Below are 16,043 nucleotides of genomic sequence, written 5' to 3' on the forward strand. Positions count from 1 at the left end.
CAGCAAGCCCTCAGGCCAGCCTGTCCTTGAGCCGGTAATAGAAGCCCACCGCCGGCAGGAACCACGGCGGGCCGAAGTGGCCGGGAATGGCGGGCCACTCGCGGCCCTGCCAGGGGTTGGCGCCCGCATGGCCGCCCATCACGGCGGCCATGCGTTCGCCCATGTGCACCGACATCTGCGTGCCGTGGCCGCTGTAGCCCATGGCGTAGTAGAGGCCGTCGCGTTCGCCGGCATGCGGCAGGCGGTCTTGTGTCATGTCGACCAGTCCGCCCCAGCAATAGTCGAGCCGCACCGCGCCGAGCTGCGGAAATGTCTCGGCCAGCCCCGCGCGCAGGATGTCGCCGCTCGCGGCATCCGACTGCGGACTGGAGACCGCGAAGCGCGCGCGCCCGCCGAACACCAGCCGGTGGTCGGCCGTGAGCCTGAAGTAGTGGTGGATGTTCGCGATGGTCGTGTACGTGCGCCGCGCCGCGAGCAATGCCTGCGCACGCTCGGCGCCCAGCGGCTCGGTGACGACGATGAAGCTGCCGATCGGCACGATGCGCCGGCGCAGCCAGCCGAAGCTGCCGTAGCCGCCATGGCGCGTCGCGCCCGTGGCCAGCAGCACCTGCTGCGCCGTGACCACGCCGCGCCCGGTGTGCAATCGGTGGGCATGGCCCTGGCCGATGCGCTCGATGCGGCTGACCTCGGTGGCGGTGTGAATCTGTGCGCCGCTGCGCTGCGCGGCCGTCGCCAGTCCGTGCGCGAAACGGCCCATGTGCATCTGGCCGCTGCGCTTGTAGAGCAGGCCGCCGTGGAAGCGCTCGCTCTGCACCTCGGCGCGCACGCGCGCCGCGTCGAGCAGTTCGACGTCGCAGTCCACGCCGTCGTCGACCAGGCGTCGGGCGCTGTGTTCGAGCGCGGCCATCTGGTTCGCCCGCGTGGCGAGCTTGAGCTTGCCGTGGCGCATGAAGTCGCAGTCGATCGCCTCCTCGCGCACCAGCCGCGCCACCGTGTCGACCGCGGCGTCGTACGCGTGATACCAGCCGCGCGCGCGCTCGACGCCGACCTTGGCCGCCACATCGGCGTAGTCCACGGCCAGCCCGTTGTTGACGTGCCCGCCGTTGCGCCCCGAGGCTTCTGCCGCCACCCGCGAGCCGGCCTCCAGCACCGCGACGCGGGCTCCGCGCCGCGCCAGCGCCAGCGCCGCCGACAGGCCGGTGAAGCCGCCGCCGACGATGGCGACATCGACCTGCGCCGGCAACTCATGTGCCTCGGGGGCGAAGGCTGGCGCCGAATCGGTCCAGTAGGAGTCGAGCTTCATGGCGTGGGGCTGGTGCTGCAAGAAAGAAAGATCAGAGACCGACGACGCCAGGCAGGCCGCCGATGTCCTGGATCTCCGTGTAGCGGTACGCCGGGTTGCCCGGCCCATGGCCGCGATTCACGAACACCTTGTTGACGATGCCCAGGTCGTCCGCCGACATCAGGTCGTAGCGCAGGCTGGACGACACGTGCAGCACGTCTTCCGGGTTGCACCCGAGCGAATCGAGCATGTATTCGAAGGCCGTCAGGCGCGGCTTGTAGGCCTGGGCCTGCTGCGCGGTGTAGACGCGGTGGAAGGGCGCGCCGAGCATCGCGACGTTCTTCTGGATCTGGTCGTCCGATGCGTTCGACAGGATCACCAGCGGGATTTCCTTCGCGACCTTGGCCAGGCCGGCGGCCACGTCGGCGTGCGGGCCCCAGGTGGGCACCGCGTCGTAGATCTTCTGCGCGTCCAGGTCGAAGTACTGGATCTTCCATTTGCGGCACAGGCGGCGCACTGCATTCTTCAGCACCACCTCGTAGGGCTGCCAGGCGCCCAGCACCTCATCGAAGCGGTAGGCCGCGAAGTCGGCGATGAACTGCTCCATGTGCTCGGCCGGAATGCGATCGGCGAAGAGATCACGCGACATCTCTTTCATGCGGAAGCGCGTCAGCGTTCCGTAGCAGTCGAAGGTCACGTACTTGGGCTTGAAGGTCATGGTCTCGAATCCTTGGGTTCATTCAAACCGGTTGCCGACCGGGTCGGGTCGCCTGCCTTGGACGGCAATTGCGACAAGCTCATTACGAATTGATTGCAGCACGCAGCCGCTCCGGAGTTGTAGGGAAAAACGTTGCCCGCCGCGACAAAGCTGCGGTTTGAAGGGGGCGTGGCGGCATGCCATGCGGTCTGCCCTCCATGCGTGCGGCGGCGCACCTCAGTGCGTCGCGGCGAAGTCGATGAGCACGCTTTTGAAGCGCAGGTTGGCCTCGACCGCCTGGCGCCCCAGGTCCTTGCCGATGCCCGATTGGTGATAACCCCCGGTGGGGATCACGAAGTCGGCGCTGCGGCCGTAGCGGTTGATCCAGACCGTGCCGGCACTGATGCCGCGCATCGCCCGCAGCGCGCGGCCGATGTCGGCGGTGTGCACGCCGCTGGCCAGCCCGTAGTGCTCGTGCGCGGCAAGCGCCAGGCCTTCTTCTTCGTCGGCGAAGGTCTGCACCGTGAGCACCGGTCCGAAGATCTCTTCGCGCACGGCGGGGTTGGCGCCGTCAACGCCCTCGATCAGCGTGGGCTGGAAGTAGGCGCCGCCCGGCCCGCCGTCGAACAGGCCGCCGCCGCAGCGCACGGTGGCCCCGGCGTCGCGCGCGCGATCGACGATCTCCAGGATGCGGCCGGCCTGCGGTGTCGAGATGATGGGCGGCAGCGTGGCCGTGTCGTCCCAGGTCGCACCCGGGCGCATCGCCGCGAAGCGCGCCGCGATGCGCTCCACCAGCGCCTCGGCAATGCCGCGCTGCACGATGAGCCGCGACCCGGCCACGCACACCTGCCCCGCGTTGCCGGTGATGGCGCCGGCGATCATGCCGGCCAGGCGGTCGATGTCGGGCGCATCGTCGAACACCAGCTGCGGGCTCTTGCCGCCGAGCTCCAGCGTTACCGGCTTGGGGCCGGTCATGGCGCAGGCGGCCATGATCGCGGCGCCGGTGCGGGTGGAGCCGGTGAAGGTCATCTTCGATATCAGCGGGTGCCGCGAGAGCGCGTCTCCAGCGATGCGGCCATCACCCTGCACGACGTTGAAGAGCCCGGGCGGCACGCCGGCCTCGATGGCCAGCTCGGCCAGCCGCAGCGCCGACCAGGGCGTGAGCTCCGATGGCTTGAGCACCACCGCATTGCCGGCCGCGAGCGCCGCGCCGACCTTCCACGACACCATGACCAGCGGAAAATTCCACGGCGTGATCGCACCGATGACGCCGTAGGGCTCGGCCACCACCATGCCGAGGTGGTCATGGCGCGTTGCCGCGACTTCGCCGCCGAGCTTGTCCGCGTACTCGGCGAAGAAGCGCAGGCCCTCGGCGGTGAACGGAACGTCCCACGCGATGGCGTCGCGCACCGGCCGCGTGGAACACACGGCTTCCAGCGGGCCGAGATTTGCCGCATCGGCCTCGATCAGCTCGGCCCAGCGGCGCATCACGCGAGCGCGTTCGCGCGGCGCGCGCCGTGCCCAGTCGCTGTGGCGCCAGGCATTCCATGCGTCGCGCACGGCGGCGTCCACCGTGTCGGCATCGGCCAGTGGAAGCTCGGCATGCGCCTGCGCATCGGAGGGCCTGTGCACCACGATGCGACCGGCGTCGGGCACGAGGCGCCCACCGATGAAATGGCCCGAAGGCACGTGGATCTGTCGCGGGTCGAAGGCTTGCATGGGCGTAGGTTGCGAGAACACCGCAAGAGCGGCGATCGATCCTAGGCAGGTTGGCACAGCATTTGTATGCGTACGCAGGCACCGCACCGCAGCGAATTGCAAAACCCGGGCACGTTGCAGCCGAAGCTTGCAAGTTGCAGTGAACGTCGATTTCGGTCTGGCACCGTGCGCCGATGTCGTCCAAGATGGAAGGAACATCCTCTTCGCCACCGAGACCTTTCAATGCCCGATCAGACCCCGAATGCACTCGCCGGAGACGGCGTGGTGCTGAGACCGATGACGCCTGCCGACCTGCCGTTCGCGCAGGCGCTGACCGACCTGTTGCGCTGGCCGCACCGGCTGGCGGACTGGGCGCAGGTGTTCGCGCATGCCGAAGGCATCGTGGCCGAGCGCGACGACGAGATCGTCGGCTGTGCCCTGCGCTGGCTCTGGGGCGAACGCCACGCCACCCTCGGCCTCGTGGTCGTGACGCCAGCCTGCCAGGGCCGGCGCATCGGGCATCGCCTGATGAGCGCGCTGCTCGACGGCCTGGAAGACCGCACGGTGCTGCTGCATGCCACCGCCGAAGGTCGCGGCCTCTACGAGCGGCTGGGGTTCGTGCGCATCGGCGAATTGCGGCAGCACCAGGGCATCGCGCAGTCGGCGCCGCTGGTGGCCTTGCAGCCGGGCTGGCGTCTGCGGCCTGCCGGTGTTCACGAGGCCGCGGCGCTGCAGGCCCTCGATGCGGCGGCGCGTGGCATGCCGCGCGATGCATTGATTGGCGACCTGCTGTCCACCGCCGATGCCTGCGTGGTGCTCGACCATGACAACGAACCGCGCGGCTTTGCGATGCTGCGTCGCTTCGGGCGCGGGCATTCGATCGGGCCGGTGGTTGCGCCTGATGTCGACGGCGCGAAGGCGTTGATCGCGCATCTGGCCAGTGTGAATGCCGGGCACTTCACGCGCATCGACATCGACTTCGACAGTGGGCTGTCTGAGTGCCTGGAGAGCATCGGGCTGCTGCGTGTGGATGCGCCTACGACGATGGTGCGTGGTGCGCCGCTTGTCACTCCGGCGGGTGGTCCTTCGCTCTTTGCCATCGTGACTCAGGCTGTTGGATGAGCGCTTGCTGTTCAGGGTGCGATCACGTCGACGGGGGACATTCGCGGAGGGGAGTACCCGGTGTCATTCGCACGCACCCTGAACGTGTTCCCGGCCGAGTCCAGTCAATCATGAAAACTACCTTCCTCTACAAATCCGACCCGGCAAGAGGCCGCCTGTGGGCCGAAGTGTTCCGCCGCCGCGCCCCCGACATCGACTTCCGCATCTGGCCCGACATCGGCGATCCGGCACAAGTGCGCTTTCTCGCAGCCTGGGAGCCGCCGGAAGATCTGGCGACGCGCTTTCCCAATCTGGAAGTGCTGTTTTCTTCCGGTGCGGGCGTCGACCAGTTCGACTTCGCAGCGCTTCCGGCCTCGTTGCCAATCGTGCGCATGGTGGAGCCCGGCATCGTGCGCGGCATGGTCGAGTACGTGACGCATGCTGTGCTTGGCCTGCATCGCGACATGCCGCAATACCGGCGCCAGCAGCAGGAGGGCCTGTGGAAGCCGCTGTCTGTGCGGCCCGCTGGGGAACGGCGCATCGGCGTGCTCGGGCTGGGCTCGCTCGGGCAGGCCGTGCTGGCGCAGCTCGTCGCACTGGGCTTCGACTGCGCAGGGTGGAGCCGTTCGCGGCACGAGGTCGACGGTGTGCAATGCCATGCCGGCGCCGATGAGCTGCCGGCCTTTCTGGCGCGCACCGACATCCTCGTGTGCCTGCTGCCTCTGACCGATTCGACACGCGGCTTTCTCGATGCGCGGCTGTTTTCGTTGCTGCCCACGGGCGCCGGGCTGGTGCATGTGGGGCGCGGGCCGCAGCTTGTGGATGCCGACCTGCTGGCCGCGCTCGCAAGCGGGCAGATCGGCGATGCGGTGCTCGACGTGACCGACCCCGAGCCGCTGCCGCCGGAGCATGCCTTCTGGCGCCATCCGCGCATCCAGCTCACGCCGCACATCGCGAGCATGACGCAGCCGCTGAGCGCCGCCGAAGTGGTGCTCGACAACCTCGAGCGCTTCGAAGCCGGCGAGCCGATGCTCGGGCTGGTCGATCGCGCACGCGGGTATTGAAGACGGGAAGAAGGAAGACCGACCGCACGATCTGCTGCGTGCCATGCACACAACCGCAGCCTGCTTTGTGCGGCACCCCCAAAGCAGCACCACCTCGTGCGGTGCGCCGCCTAAGCTGAGGGCATCGAAAGCTCCTTCGCTCTCGCTCCCTCCAACACCGCCATGACGCACCCCACCGCATTGCCCCACCAAGCCGCGCTCGACGCAATCGACCGCGCGCATCTGATCCACCCCGTCTCGCCCTGGCGCGTGCACGAGCAGCGCGGCCCCACCGTGCTGTCCTCGGGCCGTGGCGCATGGCTGACCGACGGCAACGGCCACGAACTCCTCGACGCCTTTGCGGGCCTGTGGTGCGTGAACGTGGGCTACGGGCAAGAGAGCGTGGTGCAGGCCGCCACCGAGCAGATGCGCAAGCTGCCGTACGCAACCGGCTACTTTCATTTCAGCAGCGAGCCGGCCATCCGCCTTGCTGAAAAACTGGTGCAGATCACGCCCTCTTCGCTGACGCGCGTGTACCTCACGCTGGGTGGCTCCGAGGCGGTCGATGCCGCCGTGCGCTTCATCGTGCAGTACTACAACGCGACCGGTCGGCCGTCGAAGAAGCAGTTCATTTCGCTGGAGCGCGGCTACCACGGCTCGTCGTCCACCGGCGCTGGCCTCACGGCGCTGCCGGCCTTTCATCGCGGCTTCGACCTGCCGCTGCCCACGCAGCACTACATCGCGTCGCCCTACGCCTATCGCCATGTCGACGGCGCCGACGCGCAGGCGCTGATCGCCTCGTCGGTCGCGGCCTTGCGCGCCAAGGTGGCCGAGCTGGGCGTGGACAACGTGGCTGCCTTCTTCTGCGAACCGATCCAGGGCTCGGGCGGCGTCATCGTGCCGCCCAAGGGCTGGCTGAAGGCCATGCGCGAGGCCGCGCGCGAGCTCGACATCCTCTTCGTCGTGGACGAAGTCATCACCGGCTTCGGCCGCACCGGTCCCATGTTCGCCTGCGAGGCGGAAGGCGTGGAGCCCGACCTGATGACCATGGCCAAGGGCCTCACGGCCGGCTACGTGCCGATGGGCGCGACCATGATGTCGGAGAAGGTCTACGCCGGCATCGCCGACGGCGCGCCCGAGGGCGCCTCCATCGGCCACGGCGCGACCTATTCGGCGCACCCGGTCGGCGCCGCTGTTGCGCTCGAAGTGCTGCGGCTCTACGAGGAAGGCGGCATCCTCGCCAACGGCCAGCGCGGCGCGGCGCACTTCGCCGCCGGGCTCGACGCGCTGCTCGCGCATCCGCTGGTGGGCGATTCGCGCCACCGCGGCCTGCTGGGCGCGCTGGAGCTGGTGAGCGACAAGGCCAGCAAGCGCCGTTTCGATGCCGCGCTGGGGCTGTCCGATCGCATCTTCGCCGCCGGCTACCGCAACGGGCTGGTGTTCCGCTCCTTCGGCGACCACATCCTCGGCTTTGCACCTGCGCTCACCTTCACCGAGGACGAGTTCGCACAGATGTTCGCGCGGCTGAAGAAGACGCTCGACGAAGTGCTGGAAGCACCCGACGTTCGCGCCGCGATGGCGGCCTGAGCGAACAGGCACGCAAAGCCCGCAAGACCGGCGGCCAACGACGCAGAATCGGGCTTTCTCTCGTTATCAGGCACCGCCATGTCAGAAGCTTTCAAGATCGACCGACTCGACCTTCGCATCCTGGCCCAGTTGCAGAAGAACGGGCGCATGACCAACGTCGACCTGGCGGATGCGGTGGGGCTCTCGCCCAGCCCCTGTCTCATTCGCGTGAAGCGGCTGGAACAGGCCGGCTACATCGCCGGCTACGGCGCGCACCTTCGGCTCGAAAAGCTCGGCGATACGCTGACCGTGTTCACCGAGGTCACGCTGTCTGACCACCACCGCGAGGACTTCGTGCGCTTCGAGGCTGCGATCCGCGAGGTCGACGAGGTGCTCGAATGCCACCTGGTCAGCGGCGGCTACGACTACCTGTTGCGCTTTCTCACCCGCGGCGTGAACCACTACCAGGAAGTGATCGAGGGACTGCTCGAACGCAACATCGGCATCGCGAAGTACTTCAGCTACATCGTCATCAAGTCGCCGTTCATCAAGACGCACTGTCCGATCGAACGGCTTTTTCCTCACGAGCGCTGACCGGCGCCTTCGACCGTCCATGCCCGAACCCAAGCCTCGCTTCCAGCCGCCAGCCCGCTTCGTGCGGCTCGCAGAAACCGACCGGCCCGCGCTGACCCTGCACATCGACGGCGAGGCCCGCACCGCGCTGGCCGGCGACACGCTGCTGGTGGCGCTGCTGAGCAACGGACGACGCGTGCGCGACAGCGAGTTCGGCGACGGGCCGCGCGCCGGCTTCTGCCTGATGGGCGCCTGCCAGGACTGCTGGGTGTGGACACCGGCCGGCGAGCGTTTGCGCGCCTGCTCGACGCCGGTGGAAGAGGGCATGTCGGTGCTCACGCGCCCGCCGGCGGACCACTGGTTGCCGACACCGGATCTGCAGCAGTCGCTGGCTCGCCATGCGCCGGGGGGCGGGGCATGAGCGGGGTGCCTCCTTCTTTCCCTTCTGCTTCACCGCGCATCGTCGTGGTCGGCACCGGCCCCGCCGGCGTGCGCGCCGCGCAGGCGCTGGTGCGCGCCGGCGTGCGGCCCACGGTCGTCGATGAAAGCCGGCGCGACGGCGGCCAGATCTACCGCCGCCAGCCCGAGGGCTTCAAGCGGCCCTATGCCAAGCTCTACGGCACCGAGGCTGAAAAGGCGCAGGCGCTGCACAGCGACTTCGACGCGCTGCGCGACCATGTCGACTACCGCGGCGACACGCTGGCCTGGAACGTGAGCGAAGGCGCGCTGCATGTCGTGCATGCCGGCGAGCCGCAGACGCTGCCCTTCGATGCCCTGCTGGTGTGCAGCGGCGCGACCGATCGGCTGATGCCCGTGGCGGGCTGGCACCGCGCCGGCTGCTACAGCCTTGGCGCTTCGCAGATCGCGCTGAAAGCGCAGGCCTGCGCCATTGGTTCGCGCGTCGTCTTCCTGGGCAGCGGTCCGCTGCTGTACCTCGTGGCCTCGCAGTACGTGCAGGCCGGCGCGCAGGTGGCGGCGGTGCTCGACACCGCACCGGCCGCCAAGCCCTGGGGCGCCGTGGCCGGCTTGCTTGCAAGACCGCGGTTGGCACTGCGCGGGCTCGCGCTGATTCGCGGCCTGCGCCGCGCGGGCGTGCCGGTGCTGCAGGGCGTGGAACCGCTGCGCATCGACGGCGACGACAGCCTGGGTGTGCAGGCCGTGGCCGTGCGCGATGCCCACGGGCGCGAGCAGCGCTTCGAGTGTGATGCCGTGGGCCTCGGCTGGCACCTGCGCGCCGAAACGCAGCTGGCCGACATTGCTCGCTGCGACTTCGAATTCGAGCCGCTGAGCCGGCAGTGGCTGCCGCGCATCGACGCCGACGGCCGCAGCAGCACCAAGGGCGTGTACCTGGCCGGCGACGGGGTTCGCATCCTCGGGGCCGATGGTGCCGAAGCGGCCGGCCGACTGGCAGCGCTCGCCGCGCTGGCCGATCTCGGCCATGCACCGGGCCGTGCGCTTTACGACGCCGAGTCCGCCGCGTTGCGCCGCACGCTGGCGCAGATGAATCGCTTCCGCGAAGGCCTGGCGCGCGCATTTCCGTGGCCGCATGCGCAGGCCGCGGCACTGCCCGACGACGCGGTCGTGTGCCGCTGCGAGGCCGTGACGGCAGGCGAACTGCGCCGCTGCGTCAACGAGATGGACAGCCACGAAGTCAACCGCGCCAAGGCTTTCAGCCGCGTCGGCATGGGGCGCTGCCAGGGCCGCTTCTGCGGCCACGCCTCGGCCGAGATCGTGGCGCAGGCCAGCGGCGTGCCGGTGCAACTGGTGGGGCGCCTGCGCTCGCAGGCGCCCGTCAAGCCGCTGATGATGAACACGCGCGAGGTGCAGGCATGAGCGATACGACGACCACCACCGACGTGCTGGTGCTCGGCGGCGGCCTGATGGGCACCACCGCCGCTTTCTTCCTGCGCCGTCAGCATGGCCTGTCGGTCACGCTGCTCGAACGCGAGCTCGTGGGCCGCCAGGCCAGCGGCACCAACTTCGGCAATGTGCGCAGGCAGGGCCGCGCGCTGGCGCAGATGCCGCTGGCCAACCGTGCGCGCGCCGTCTGGGGCCGCGTGAAGGAACTGCTCGGCGAAGACCTGGAGTTCGTGCCTTACGGCCACCTGCGCGTCTGCTACACCGAGCAGCAGGCCGCGGTGCTGGAGCAGCACGCGAAAGACGTGAAGCCGCTCGGCCTCGATCTCGAACTGTTCAATGCGGAGCATCTGCGCCGGCGCTGGGGCATCTTTGCGCCCGGCATCGTGAGCGGATCGCTGTCGCCGAACGACGGCCACGCCAACCCGCGCCTGGCCGGCCCGGCCTTCGCACGCGCCGCGCGGCGCGCGGGCGCGAACATCGTCGAACAGGCCGAGGTGATGCAGGTCGAGCGCGATGGCGCGGGTTTCGTCGCCCACACGGCGGACGGCCGGCGCTTTCGCGCGGCGCAGCTCTTCGTGGCCTGCGGCGCGTGGTCGAACCGCATGGCCGAACAGTTCGGCGAAGCTGTGCCGATGGAGGCGCGCGGCCCGCAGATGGGCGTGACGGAGCCGCTGCCCTACGCCATCGGGCCGTCGATCGGCATCTCGTCGCCCGTCGAGCACGAGGGCCTGTACTTCCGGCAGATCGCGCGCGGCAACATCGTCTTCGGCGGCGGGCTCAAGGGGCCGGCGCATGCGCAGCACATCCGCGCCTACGTGAAGCCCGACAACGTGCTGCGCCAGTTGCGCGAGCTGCGCCGCTTCGTGCCAGCCTTCGTGCACGTGCAGCTGATCCGCGTGTGGAGCGGCATCGAGGGCTACACCGCCGACTGGCAACCCGTGATGGGCCCGAGCGCCCGCGTGCCGGGCCTGCACTATGCCTTCGGCTTCAATGGCGAGGGCTTCGCGATCAGCCCGGGCGTGGGCGAGACGATGGCCGAGCTGATCGCCACTGGCCAGACGTCGACGCCGATCGAGAGCTTCTCGATCGGCCGGTTCGCGAATGAGCTGACGAAGCAGGCGGCCTGAGGCCGCTGCTGCTTATTGCTGCGCGATTACGACGAAGACTTTGCGCAGGGTCTCGTGCACATGCCACTCGCCGGTGGTGTGCGCCGGAAAGAACAGCGTGTCACCCGCGCGGATCTCCAGCGCGGCGCCATCGGTCGGCGTGAAGGTGCAGGCACCGACGAGGATGTGCATGACCTCGGCGTTGGCCAGCTGGCGCTCGAAGCGGCCGGGCTCGCATTCCCAGATGCCGCTCTTGTTGTCACCTGCGCCGGCGAGCTCGACGTCGATGCCGCTCAGCCGGCAGGGAGGCTGACTCAGGGGGCGTGCAGGCGTGCCCTGGTCTTGCAGGCCGCCGATGGTGGCCGACTGGCGAAGGATGGTGATGCCCATGGTGCTCAACGTCCGGCCTCGACCGCATCGGCCAGCTCGGCCAGCGTGTGGAAGTGGTAGTCGGGCACGGTGTGCTTCGACTCGATGGTGCCGCCCGAACCCTTCTGCGCATGGCGGCGCTCGATCCAGCAGGTGGTGATGCCCAGCTGCTTGGAGATGCCGATGTCGTGGTACTGGCTTTGCGCCACGTGCAGGTTGTCGGTCTGCTTGAAGCCCCAGGCGCCTTCGAAGCGGCCGCGGGCATAGGCGAAGTAGCGCGCGTCGGGCTTCTCGCACAGCGCGTCGTCGCAGCTCAGCAGCATGTCGAAGGGCGAGCCCAGGGTCTTGTCGAAACGTGCCAATGCCCAGGCCTGGGCATTGGTCATCGTCACCAGCTTGAAGCGCGTGCCGAGCCGCTTCAGCGCCTCCACCGAATCGGGGAACGCCGGCCATTGCGCGACCGAGTCGCGCAGGCCCTGCGCGATGGCGTCGGTGTCGGGCAAGCCAAGCGCCGGCGCGACGGCGTGCCAGCAGCGCTCCAGGTCGTCGGGGTACCAGCCGGCATTGCCGTCGGCGCGCGCGCGCCGGTAGGCGGCCAGGAAGTCGTCGTCGCTCACGTCGGCATCGGGCGCCGCGCTGCGCAGGTAGGCGAGCATGCCGCCCTCGAAATCGATCAGCGTGCCGACGACGTCGAAGGTGAGGACCTTGAAATCTTGCAGGGACATGGAAAAGCTCCAAGGATGAAGAAGAGGACTTCATCGAGCATAGGTGCGCACCCTGCGGGCGCGGGCCCGAACTTGGGCCGCGTCACGGCACAGGATGCGGTTGTCGGCGCCGCGGTGGCATCTTCTTGCGCGGCAGCGCTCAGTTCTCGCCGACGTGGCCCTTGTGCTGCGGCAGGTCGTCCGTGATCGTGAACCACGGCGCCTTGGAGCCGACGAAGATGTGTGCGGTCGGGCGAATCGCTGGCGCATCGACCAGCGTGCCCAGCGTGACGTGCACGAACTGGCCGTCGCGCACCACCGAATAGAGCAGCGAGCCACACTTTGCGCAGTGAATGTCGCCCGCGTCCTTCTTGCCGTAGATCATCACCGCGTCTTCGCCCTGCGTGATGGCGAGCTTGCCGCGCTCGATGCCCGCGAAGGGCTTGAAGGCCGAGCCGGTCGCGCGCCGGCAGTCCGAGCAGTGGCAGTTCAGCGCGTAGACGAATTCATCCGCCACCTTGTAGTGGACGGCGCCGCAGAGGCATTTGCCGGCGAGCATGCGGCCGATGAAGAAGCTGCCTCAGCCCGCCAGGCCCACGAACACGTTCTGCACGTCGTCGTTCGCGTCGATGGCCGCCAGGAAGGTTTCGACTTCTTCCAGGTCTGCCGCGCTCAGGCTTGCCGGATCGACCGGGTTCTTGGGCTTGTAGCCCAGCTTGGCCGACAGCACGGTGAAGCCCTGGGCCGGCAGCGCGCGGCTCACGAGGTCGAGGTCGGTGGGGTCGGTCAGGAAGACTGCGGGGTGGCCTTCGCTGGCCGGTTCGAAGTCTTGGGCGCCGGCTTCGATGGCGGCCACTTCGGGGTCGGCGTCGGGCTTGGCGGGTTCGGCTTCGATCATGCCGACGTGGTCGAAGTCCCACGACACCGAGCCCGAGGTGCCCAGCTGGCCCTTGCGGAACAGCACGCGCATTTCAGGCGCGGTGCGGTTCACGTTGTCGGTCAGGCACTCGACCATCACCGGCACGCGGTGCGGCGCGAAGCCTTCGTACATCACGTGCTCGAAATGCACGGCCTCGCCAGTGAGGCCCGCGCCTTTCTTGATGGCGCGGTCGAGCGTGTCCTTGGGCATCGAGGCCTTGCGCGCCTGCTCCACGACCAGCCGAAGGCGCGAGTTGGAGGCCGGATCGGCGCCGTTGCGCGCGGCCATCATGATTTCCTTGGCGAGCTTGCTGAACAGCCGGCCCTTGGCATTGGCCGCCAGATCCTTGTGTTTCGCTTTCCATTGGGCGCCCATGTCTGTTTCCTTGAATGTGTGTTGTGCGTGCGGCCGTGCCTGGCAGGCTCCTGGCTCTTTGCAGAAAGAAGGGCTGGATGACCGGATCGGGGCGACTACTGTAGCCTTCTTCCCATGACTGCTGCACACGAAAACCAGTACCCCACGCCGTTCGAGTCCGGCAACGGCAACCAGACCACCACCTGGGCCGAATGCATCGCCTTCTACGAGCGGCTGGCCGGGCAATTTCCCGGCGTGCTGCGCTGGGGCGAGATCGGCGTGTCGGACACCGGCGTTCCCCTTCACGCCGGCGTGGTCACTGCCGACGGCGTGTTCGATCGCGACACGCTCAAGCAGCAGGGCCGCCCGGTGTTCTTCAACAACAACGGCATTCACCCCGGCGAGCCAGAAGGCATCGACGCCTGCATGGCGCTGGTGCGCGATTTCTGCACGCAGCCCGGGCGGCTGGCGGCGCTGGGCGACACGGTGTTCCTGTTCATTCCCGTCTACAACGTGGACGGCTGTATCAACCGGCAGAACACCTCGCGCGTGAACCAGCTCGGGCCCGAATCTTTCGGCTTCCGCGGCAACGGCCGGCACCTGGACCTGAACCGCGACTTCATCAAGTGCGACAGCCTGGCCGCGCAGGTGTTCAACCGCTTCTTCACCGCGTGGGACCCGGATGTGATGGTCGACACCCACACCTCCAACGGCGCGGACTACAGCTACACCATGACGCTGATCCCGACCCAGCCCGACAAGCTGGGCGGCGGGCTCGGGCAGTTCCTGCGCGAAAGCATGCTGCCTGCGATCTACGGCGATATGGCGCAACGCGGCTGGCCCACCTGCCCGTACATGAACCTGCTGGCCGAGACGCCCGACGACGGCATCGAGGACTTCCTTGACCTGCCGCGCTTTTCCACCGGTTATGCGGCGCTGCACCACACCATCGGCTTCATGCCCGAGACCCACATGCTCAAGCCCTTTGCCGACCGCGTGGCTTCCATGCGGACGCTGGTCGATGTGGTGCTGGAATTCACCGTCGCGCATGCGGCGCAGATTCAGAATCTGCGCCGCGACGCCAGGGCTGCTGCGGCGCAGCAGGCGCGCTGGCCGCTGACATGGCGCAACGACCGCAGCCGGCCGGCGAGCCTTCGCTTCAAGGGCTATCGCGCGGTTCGCACGCCGAGCCGGCTCGGGAACTACGAGCGCCTGGCCTACGACCGCAGCCAGCCCTGGGAGAAAGACATCGTGCACTTTGATCGCTGCGTGGAAGATCTGGCGGTCGCGGCGCCCAAGGCCTACCTGGTGCCCCAGGCCTGGCGCGAAGTGATCGAGCGCCTGCAATGGAACGGCGTCGAGCTGCGGCGCCTGGAAGCGGACCAGTTGTTCGATGCGGCCCGGGTGTACCGCGTGCAGAGCGTGACCTCACGCGCGAGCGCCTACGAAGGCCACATGTTCCATGACCAGCTGGTGCTCGCCACGCACACCGAGCGTTTCCAGGCGCGCGTGGGCGACGTGCTGGTGCCACTGGACCAACCCAACGCCCGCTACGCGGTCGAGACGCTGGAGCCCGGAGCCCACGACAGCTTCTTCCGCTGGGGCTTCTTCAATAGCGTGCTGGAGAAGAAGGAGAACTTCTCGGCCTATGTCTTCGAGGACACCGCACTCCAGATGCTGGAGGACGAGCCCGCGCTGAAGCGCCAGTTCGAGCAGTGGAAGGCGGACCACCCCGAGAAGCTGTCTGACCAGCAGGCTGTGCTGGGCTTTCTCTTTGCGCACGGCCGGCGCCATGCGGAGCCGGGGTGGCGGCGCTATCCGGTGGTCGGGCTGATGTAGGCAGGTCGCGGCGCGGACAGCAGTTTTTTCCAAGTCCCAGCGGCGCATTGCGTCTAGGCTGCGGTCATCCTTCAACTCCTTTGGAACGACCAGACATGCGATCCAGCGACGCGCAACAGAAGACAGATGCCTTTCACCGGCTGCACGCCGGCCCTGATCCATTGGTTCTCGTGAATGCATGGGACGCCGCCAGCGCCCGCATCGTCGAGCGCGCCGGTGCGATGGCCATCGGCACCACCAGCGCAGGCATGGCCTGGTCGCTTGGCTACGCGGACGGCGAGCGCATGCCCGTCAGCGAGCTGATCGCAGCCTGCGAGCGCATCTGCCGCGTGACGGGAGTGCCGGTGAGCGTGGACATCGAACAGGGCTACGGCGACAGCACGCAGGCGGTGGGCGACGTGGCAAGCGCGCTGATCGGCATGGGCGCGGCCGGCATCAACATCGAGGACGGCACAAGGCCGGGCACGCGCGAGCTGGCATCACCCGAGGTGATGTGCGAGCGCATCGCCGCCATCCGCAAGCTCGATGCGCGCTTTTTCATCAACGCGCGCACCGACGTCTACTTCGTGCCCTGGAACGACCCGGTGGCACGATTCGAAGAGGCGCTGCGCCGCGCACAGCTTTACGCGGCGGCGGGTGCGGACGGCATCTTCGTGCCCGGCATGTCCAATCTTGAAGAGATCGAACGGCTGGCAGGTGCGCTGAGCCTGCCCGTGAACGTGTACGCGGGCTATGCCGGCGCACCGTCGGCCGATGGCCTGGCACGTGCCGGTGCGCGGCGCATCAGCCTGGGCTGCGGTCCGCTGCAGTCGGCGCTGGGGCTGGTGGACCGCATCGCCAAGGAGGCCTTCGAGCATGGCCGCTTCGGCACGATGGGCGAGGGCATGCTGTCGGTCGGAGAGATCAACGGGCTCTTTGCCGCCACTGCCTGA

General features: G+C 68.4%; 16 protein-coding genes. 9 read left to right on the plus strand and 7 right to left on the minus strand.

Annotated elements, in window-relative coordinates; genetic code table 11:
* Positions 1 to 10: 10 nt before the first annotated feature.
* The 3 genes from ACTG4X_RS03420 to ACTG4X_RS03430 all read right to left on the minus strand — a co-directional run bounded on the left by ACTG4X_RS03420 (position 11) and on the right by ACTG4X_RS03430 (position 3,698).
* Positions 11 to 1,303, minus strand: a complete 1,293-nt coding sequence (locus ACTG4X_RS03420) for an NAD(P)/FAD-dependent oxidoreductase (RefSeq protein ID WP_097200504.1) — start codon at positions 1,301 to 1,303, stop codon at positions 11 to 13.
* Between the two features lie 31 nt (positions 1,304 to 1,334).
* The gene (locus ACTG4X_RS03425) at positions 1,335 to 2,000 is read right to left on the minus strand and encodes a haloacid dehalogenase type II (RefSeq protein WP_097200503.1); all 666 of its coding nucleotides are present in this window, start codon (positions 1,998 to 2,000) and stop codon (positions 1,335 to 1,337) included.
* A gap of 216 nt (positions 2,001 to 2,216) precedes the next feature.
* On the minus strand, positions 2,217 to 3,698 hold the full coding sequence (locus ACTG4X_RS03430) for an aldehyde dehydrogenase family protein (protein WP_097200502.1): 1,482 nt from the start codon (positions 3,696 to 3,698) through the stop codon (positions 2,217 to 2,219).
* A 222-nt stretch (positions 3,699 to 3,920) separates the two neighbouring features.
* Between ACTG4X_RS03430 and ACTG4X_RS03435 the strand changes: the two genes are divergently transcribed.
* From ACTG4X_RS03435 to ACTG4X_RS03465, 7 genes are all read left to right on the plus strand, one after another.
* Positions 3,921 to 4,799 (plus strand): GNAT family N-acetyltransferase, encoded by an 879-nt coding sequence (locus tag ACTG4X_RS03435; RefSeq protein ID WP_097200501.1) that lies wholly within the window; start codon positions 3,921 to 3,923, stop codon positions 4,797 to 4,799.
* 110 nt (positions 4,800 to 4,909) lie between these two features.
* Positions 4,910 to 5,842 carry a 2-hydroxyacid dehydrogenase gene (locus ACTG4X_RS03440; RefSeq protein ID WP_440533212.1) on the plus strand — a complete coding sequence of 311 codons (933 nt, stop codon included), beginning with the start codon at positions 4,910 to 4,912 and terminating at the stop codon, positions 5,840 to 5,842.
* Between the two features lie 162 nt (positions 5,843 to 6,004).
* Positions 6,005 to 7,408, plus strand: coding sequence for an aspartate aminotransferase family protein (locus ACTG4X_RS03445; protein ID WP_097200499.1), 1,404 nt, complete (start codon positions 6,005 to 6,007; stop codon positions 7,406 to 7,408).
* A 78-nt stretch (positions 7,409 to 7,486) separates the two neighbouring features.
* Positions 7,487 to 7,981, plus strand: coding sequence for an Lrp/AsnC family transcriptional regulator (locus ACTG4X_RS03450; RefSeq protein ID WP_007828485.1), 495 nt, complete (start codon positions 7,487 to 7,489; stop codon positions 7,979 to 7,981).
* A 19-nt stretch (positions 7,982 to 8,000) separates the two neighbouring features.
* Positions 8,001 to 8,381 (plus strand): (2Fe-2S)-binding protein, encoded by a 381-nt coding sequence (locus tag ACTG4X_RS03455; RefSeq protein WP_440533213.1) that lies wholly within the window; start codon positions 8,001 to 8,003, stop codon positions 8,379 to 8,381.
* Positions 8,382 to 8,386: 5 nt separating this feature from the next.
* The gene (locus tag ACTG4X_RS03460) at positions 8,387 to 9,793 is read left to right on the plus strand and encodes an FAD-dependent oxidoreductase (protein ID WP_440533214.1); all 1,407 of its coding nucleotides are present in this window, start codon (positions 8,387 to 8,389) and stop codon (positions 9,791 to 9,793) included.
* The gene (locus tag ACTG4X_RS03465) at positions 9,790 to 10,947 is read left to right on the plus strand and encodes an NAD(P)/FAD-dependent oxidoreductase (protein WP_440533215.1); all 1,158 of its coding nucleotides are present in this window, start codon (positions 9,790 to 9,792) and stop codon (positions 10,945 to 10,947) included. The genes ACTG4X_RS03460 and ACTG4X_RS03465 overlap by 4 nt, the downstream gene beginning before the upstream one ends.
* 12 nt (positions 10,948 to 10,959) lie before the next feature.
* On the opposite strand, the gene ACTG4X_RS03470 is transcribed toward ACTG4X_RS03465, so the two are convergent.
* The 4 genes from ACTG4X_RS03470 to ACTG4X_RS03485 all read right to left on the minus strand — a co-directional run bounded on the left by ACTG4X_RS03470 (position 10,960) and on the right by ACTG4X_RS03485 (position 13,293).
* Positions 10,960 to 11,316 carry a cupin domain-containing protein gene (locus ACTG4X_RS03470; RefSeq protein ID WP_440533216.1) on the minus strand — a complete coding sequence of 119 codons (357 nt, stop codon included), beginning with the start codon at positions 11,314 to 11,316 and terminating at the stop codon, positions 10,960 to 10,962.
* Positions 11,317 to 11,321: 5 nt separating this feature from the next.
* Positions 11,322 to 12,020 carry an HAD-IA family hydrolase gene (locus ACTG4X_RS03475; protein WP_440533217.1) on the minus strand — a complete coding sequence of 233 codons (699 nt, stop codon included), beginning with the start codon at positions 12,018 to 12,020 and terminating at the stop codon, positions 11,322 to 11,324.
* 139 nt (positions 12,021 to 12,159) lie between these two features.
* Positions 12,160 to 12,558 (minus strand): GFA family protein, encoded by a 399-nt coding sequence (locus tag ACTG4X_RS03480; RefSeq protein ID WP_097200493.1) that lies wholly within the window; start codon positions 12,556 to 12,558, stop codon positions 12,160 to 12,162.
* Between the two features lie 21 nt (positions 12,559 to 12,579).
* Positions 12,580 to 13,293 carry a YebC/PmpR family DNA-binding transcriptional regulator gene (locus tag ACTG4X_RS03485; RefSeq protein WP_097200492.1) on the minus strand — a complete coding sequence of 238 codons (714 nt, stop codon included), beginning with the start codon at positions 13,291 to 13,293 and terminating at the stop codon, positions 12,580 to 12,582.
* 114 nt (positions 13,294 to 13,407) lie between these two features.
* Here ACTG4X_RS03485 and ACTG4X_RS03490 point away from each other — a divergent pair, with 114 nt between their 5' ends.
* Together ACTG4X_RS03490 and ACTG4X_RS03495 are read left to right on the plus strand one after the other, a co-directional pair.
* Positions 13,408 to 15,111: a M14 family zinc carboxypeptidase gene (locus ACTG4X_RS03490; RefSeq protein ID WP_440533218.1), complete on the plus strand. Its 1,704-nt coding sequence runs from the start codon at positions 13,408 to 13,410 to the stop codon at positions 15,109 to 15,111.
* A 95-nt stretch (positions 15,112 to 15,206) separates the two neighbouring features.
* A complete protein-coding gene (locus ACTG4X_RS03495) occupies positions 15,207 to 16,043 on the plus strand; it encodes an isocitrate lyase/PEP mutase family protein (RefSeq protein WP_440533219.1) in 837 nt (278 codons plus the stop codon).

This window comes from Variovorax sp. YR566 (assembly GCF_051992195.1).
Lineage (GTDB): Bacteria > Pseudomonadota > Gammaproteobacteria > Burkholderiales > Burkholderiaceae_C > Variovorax.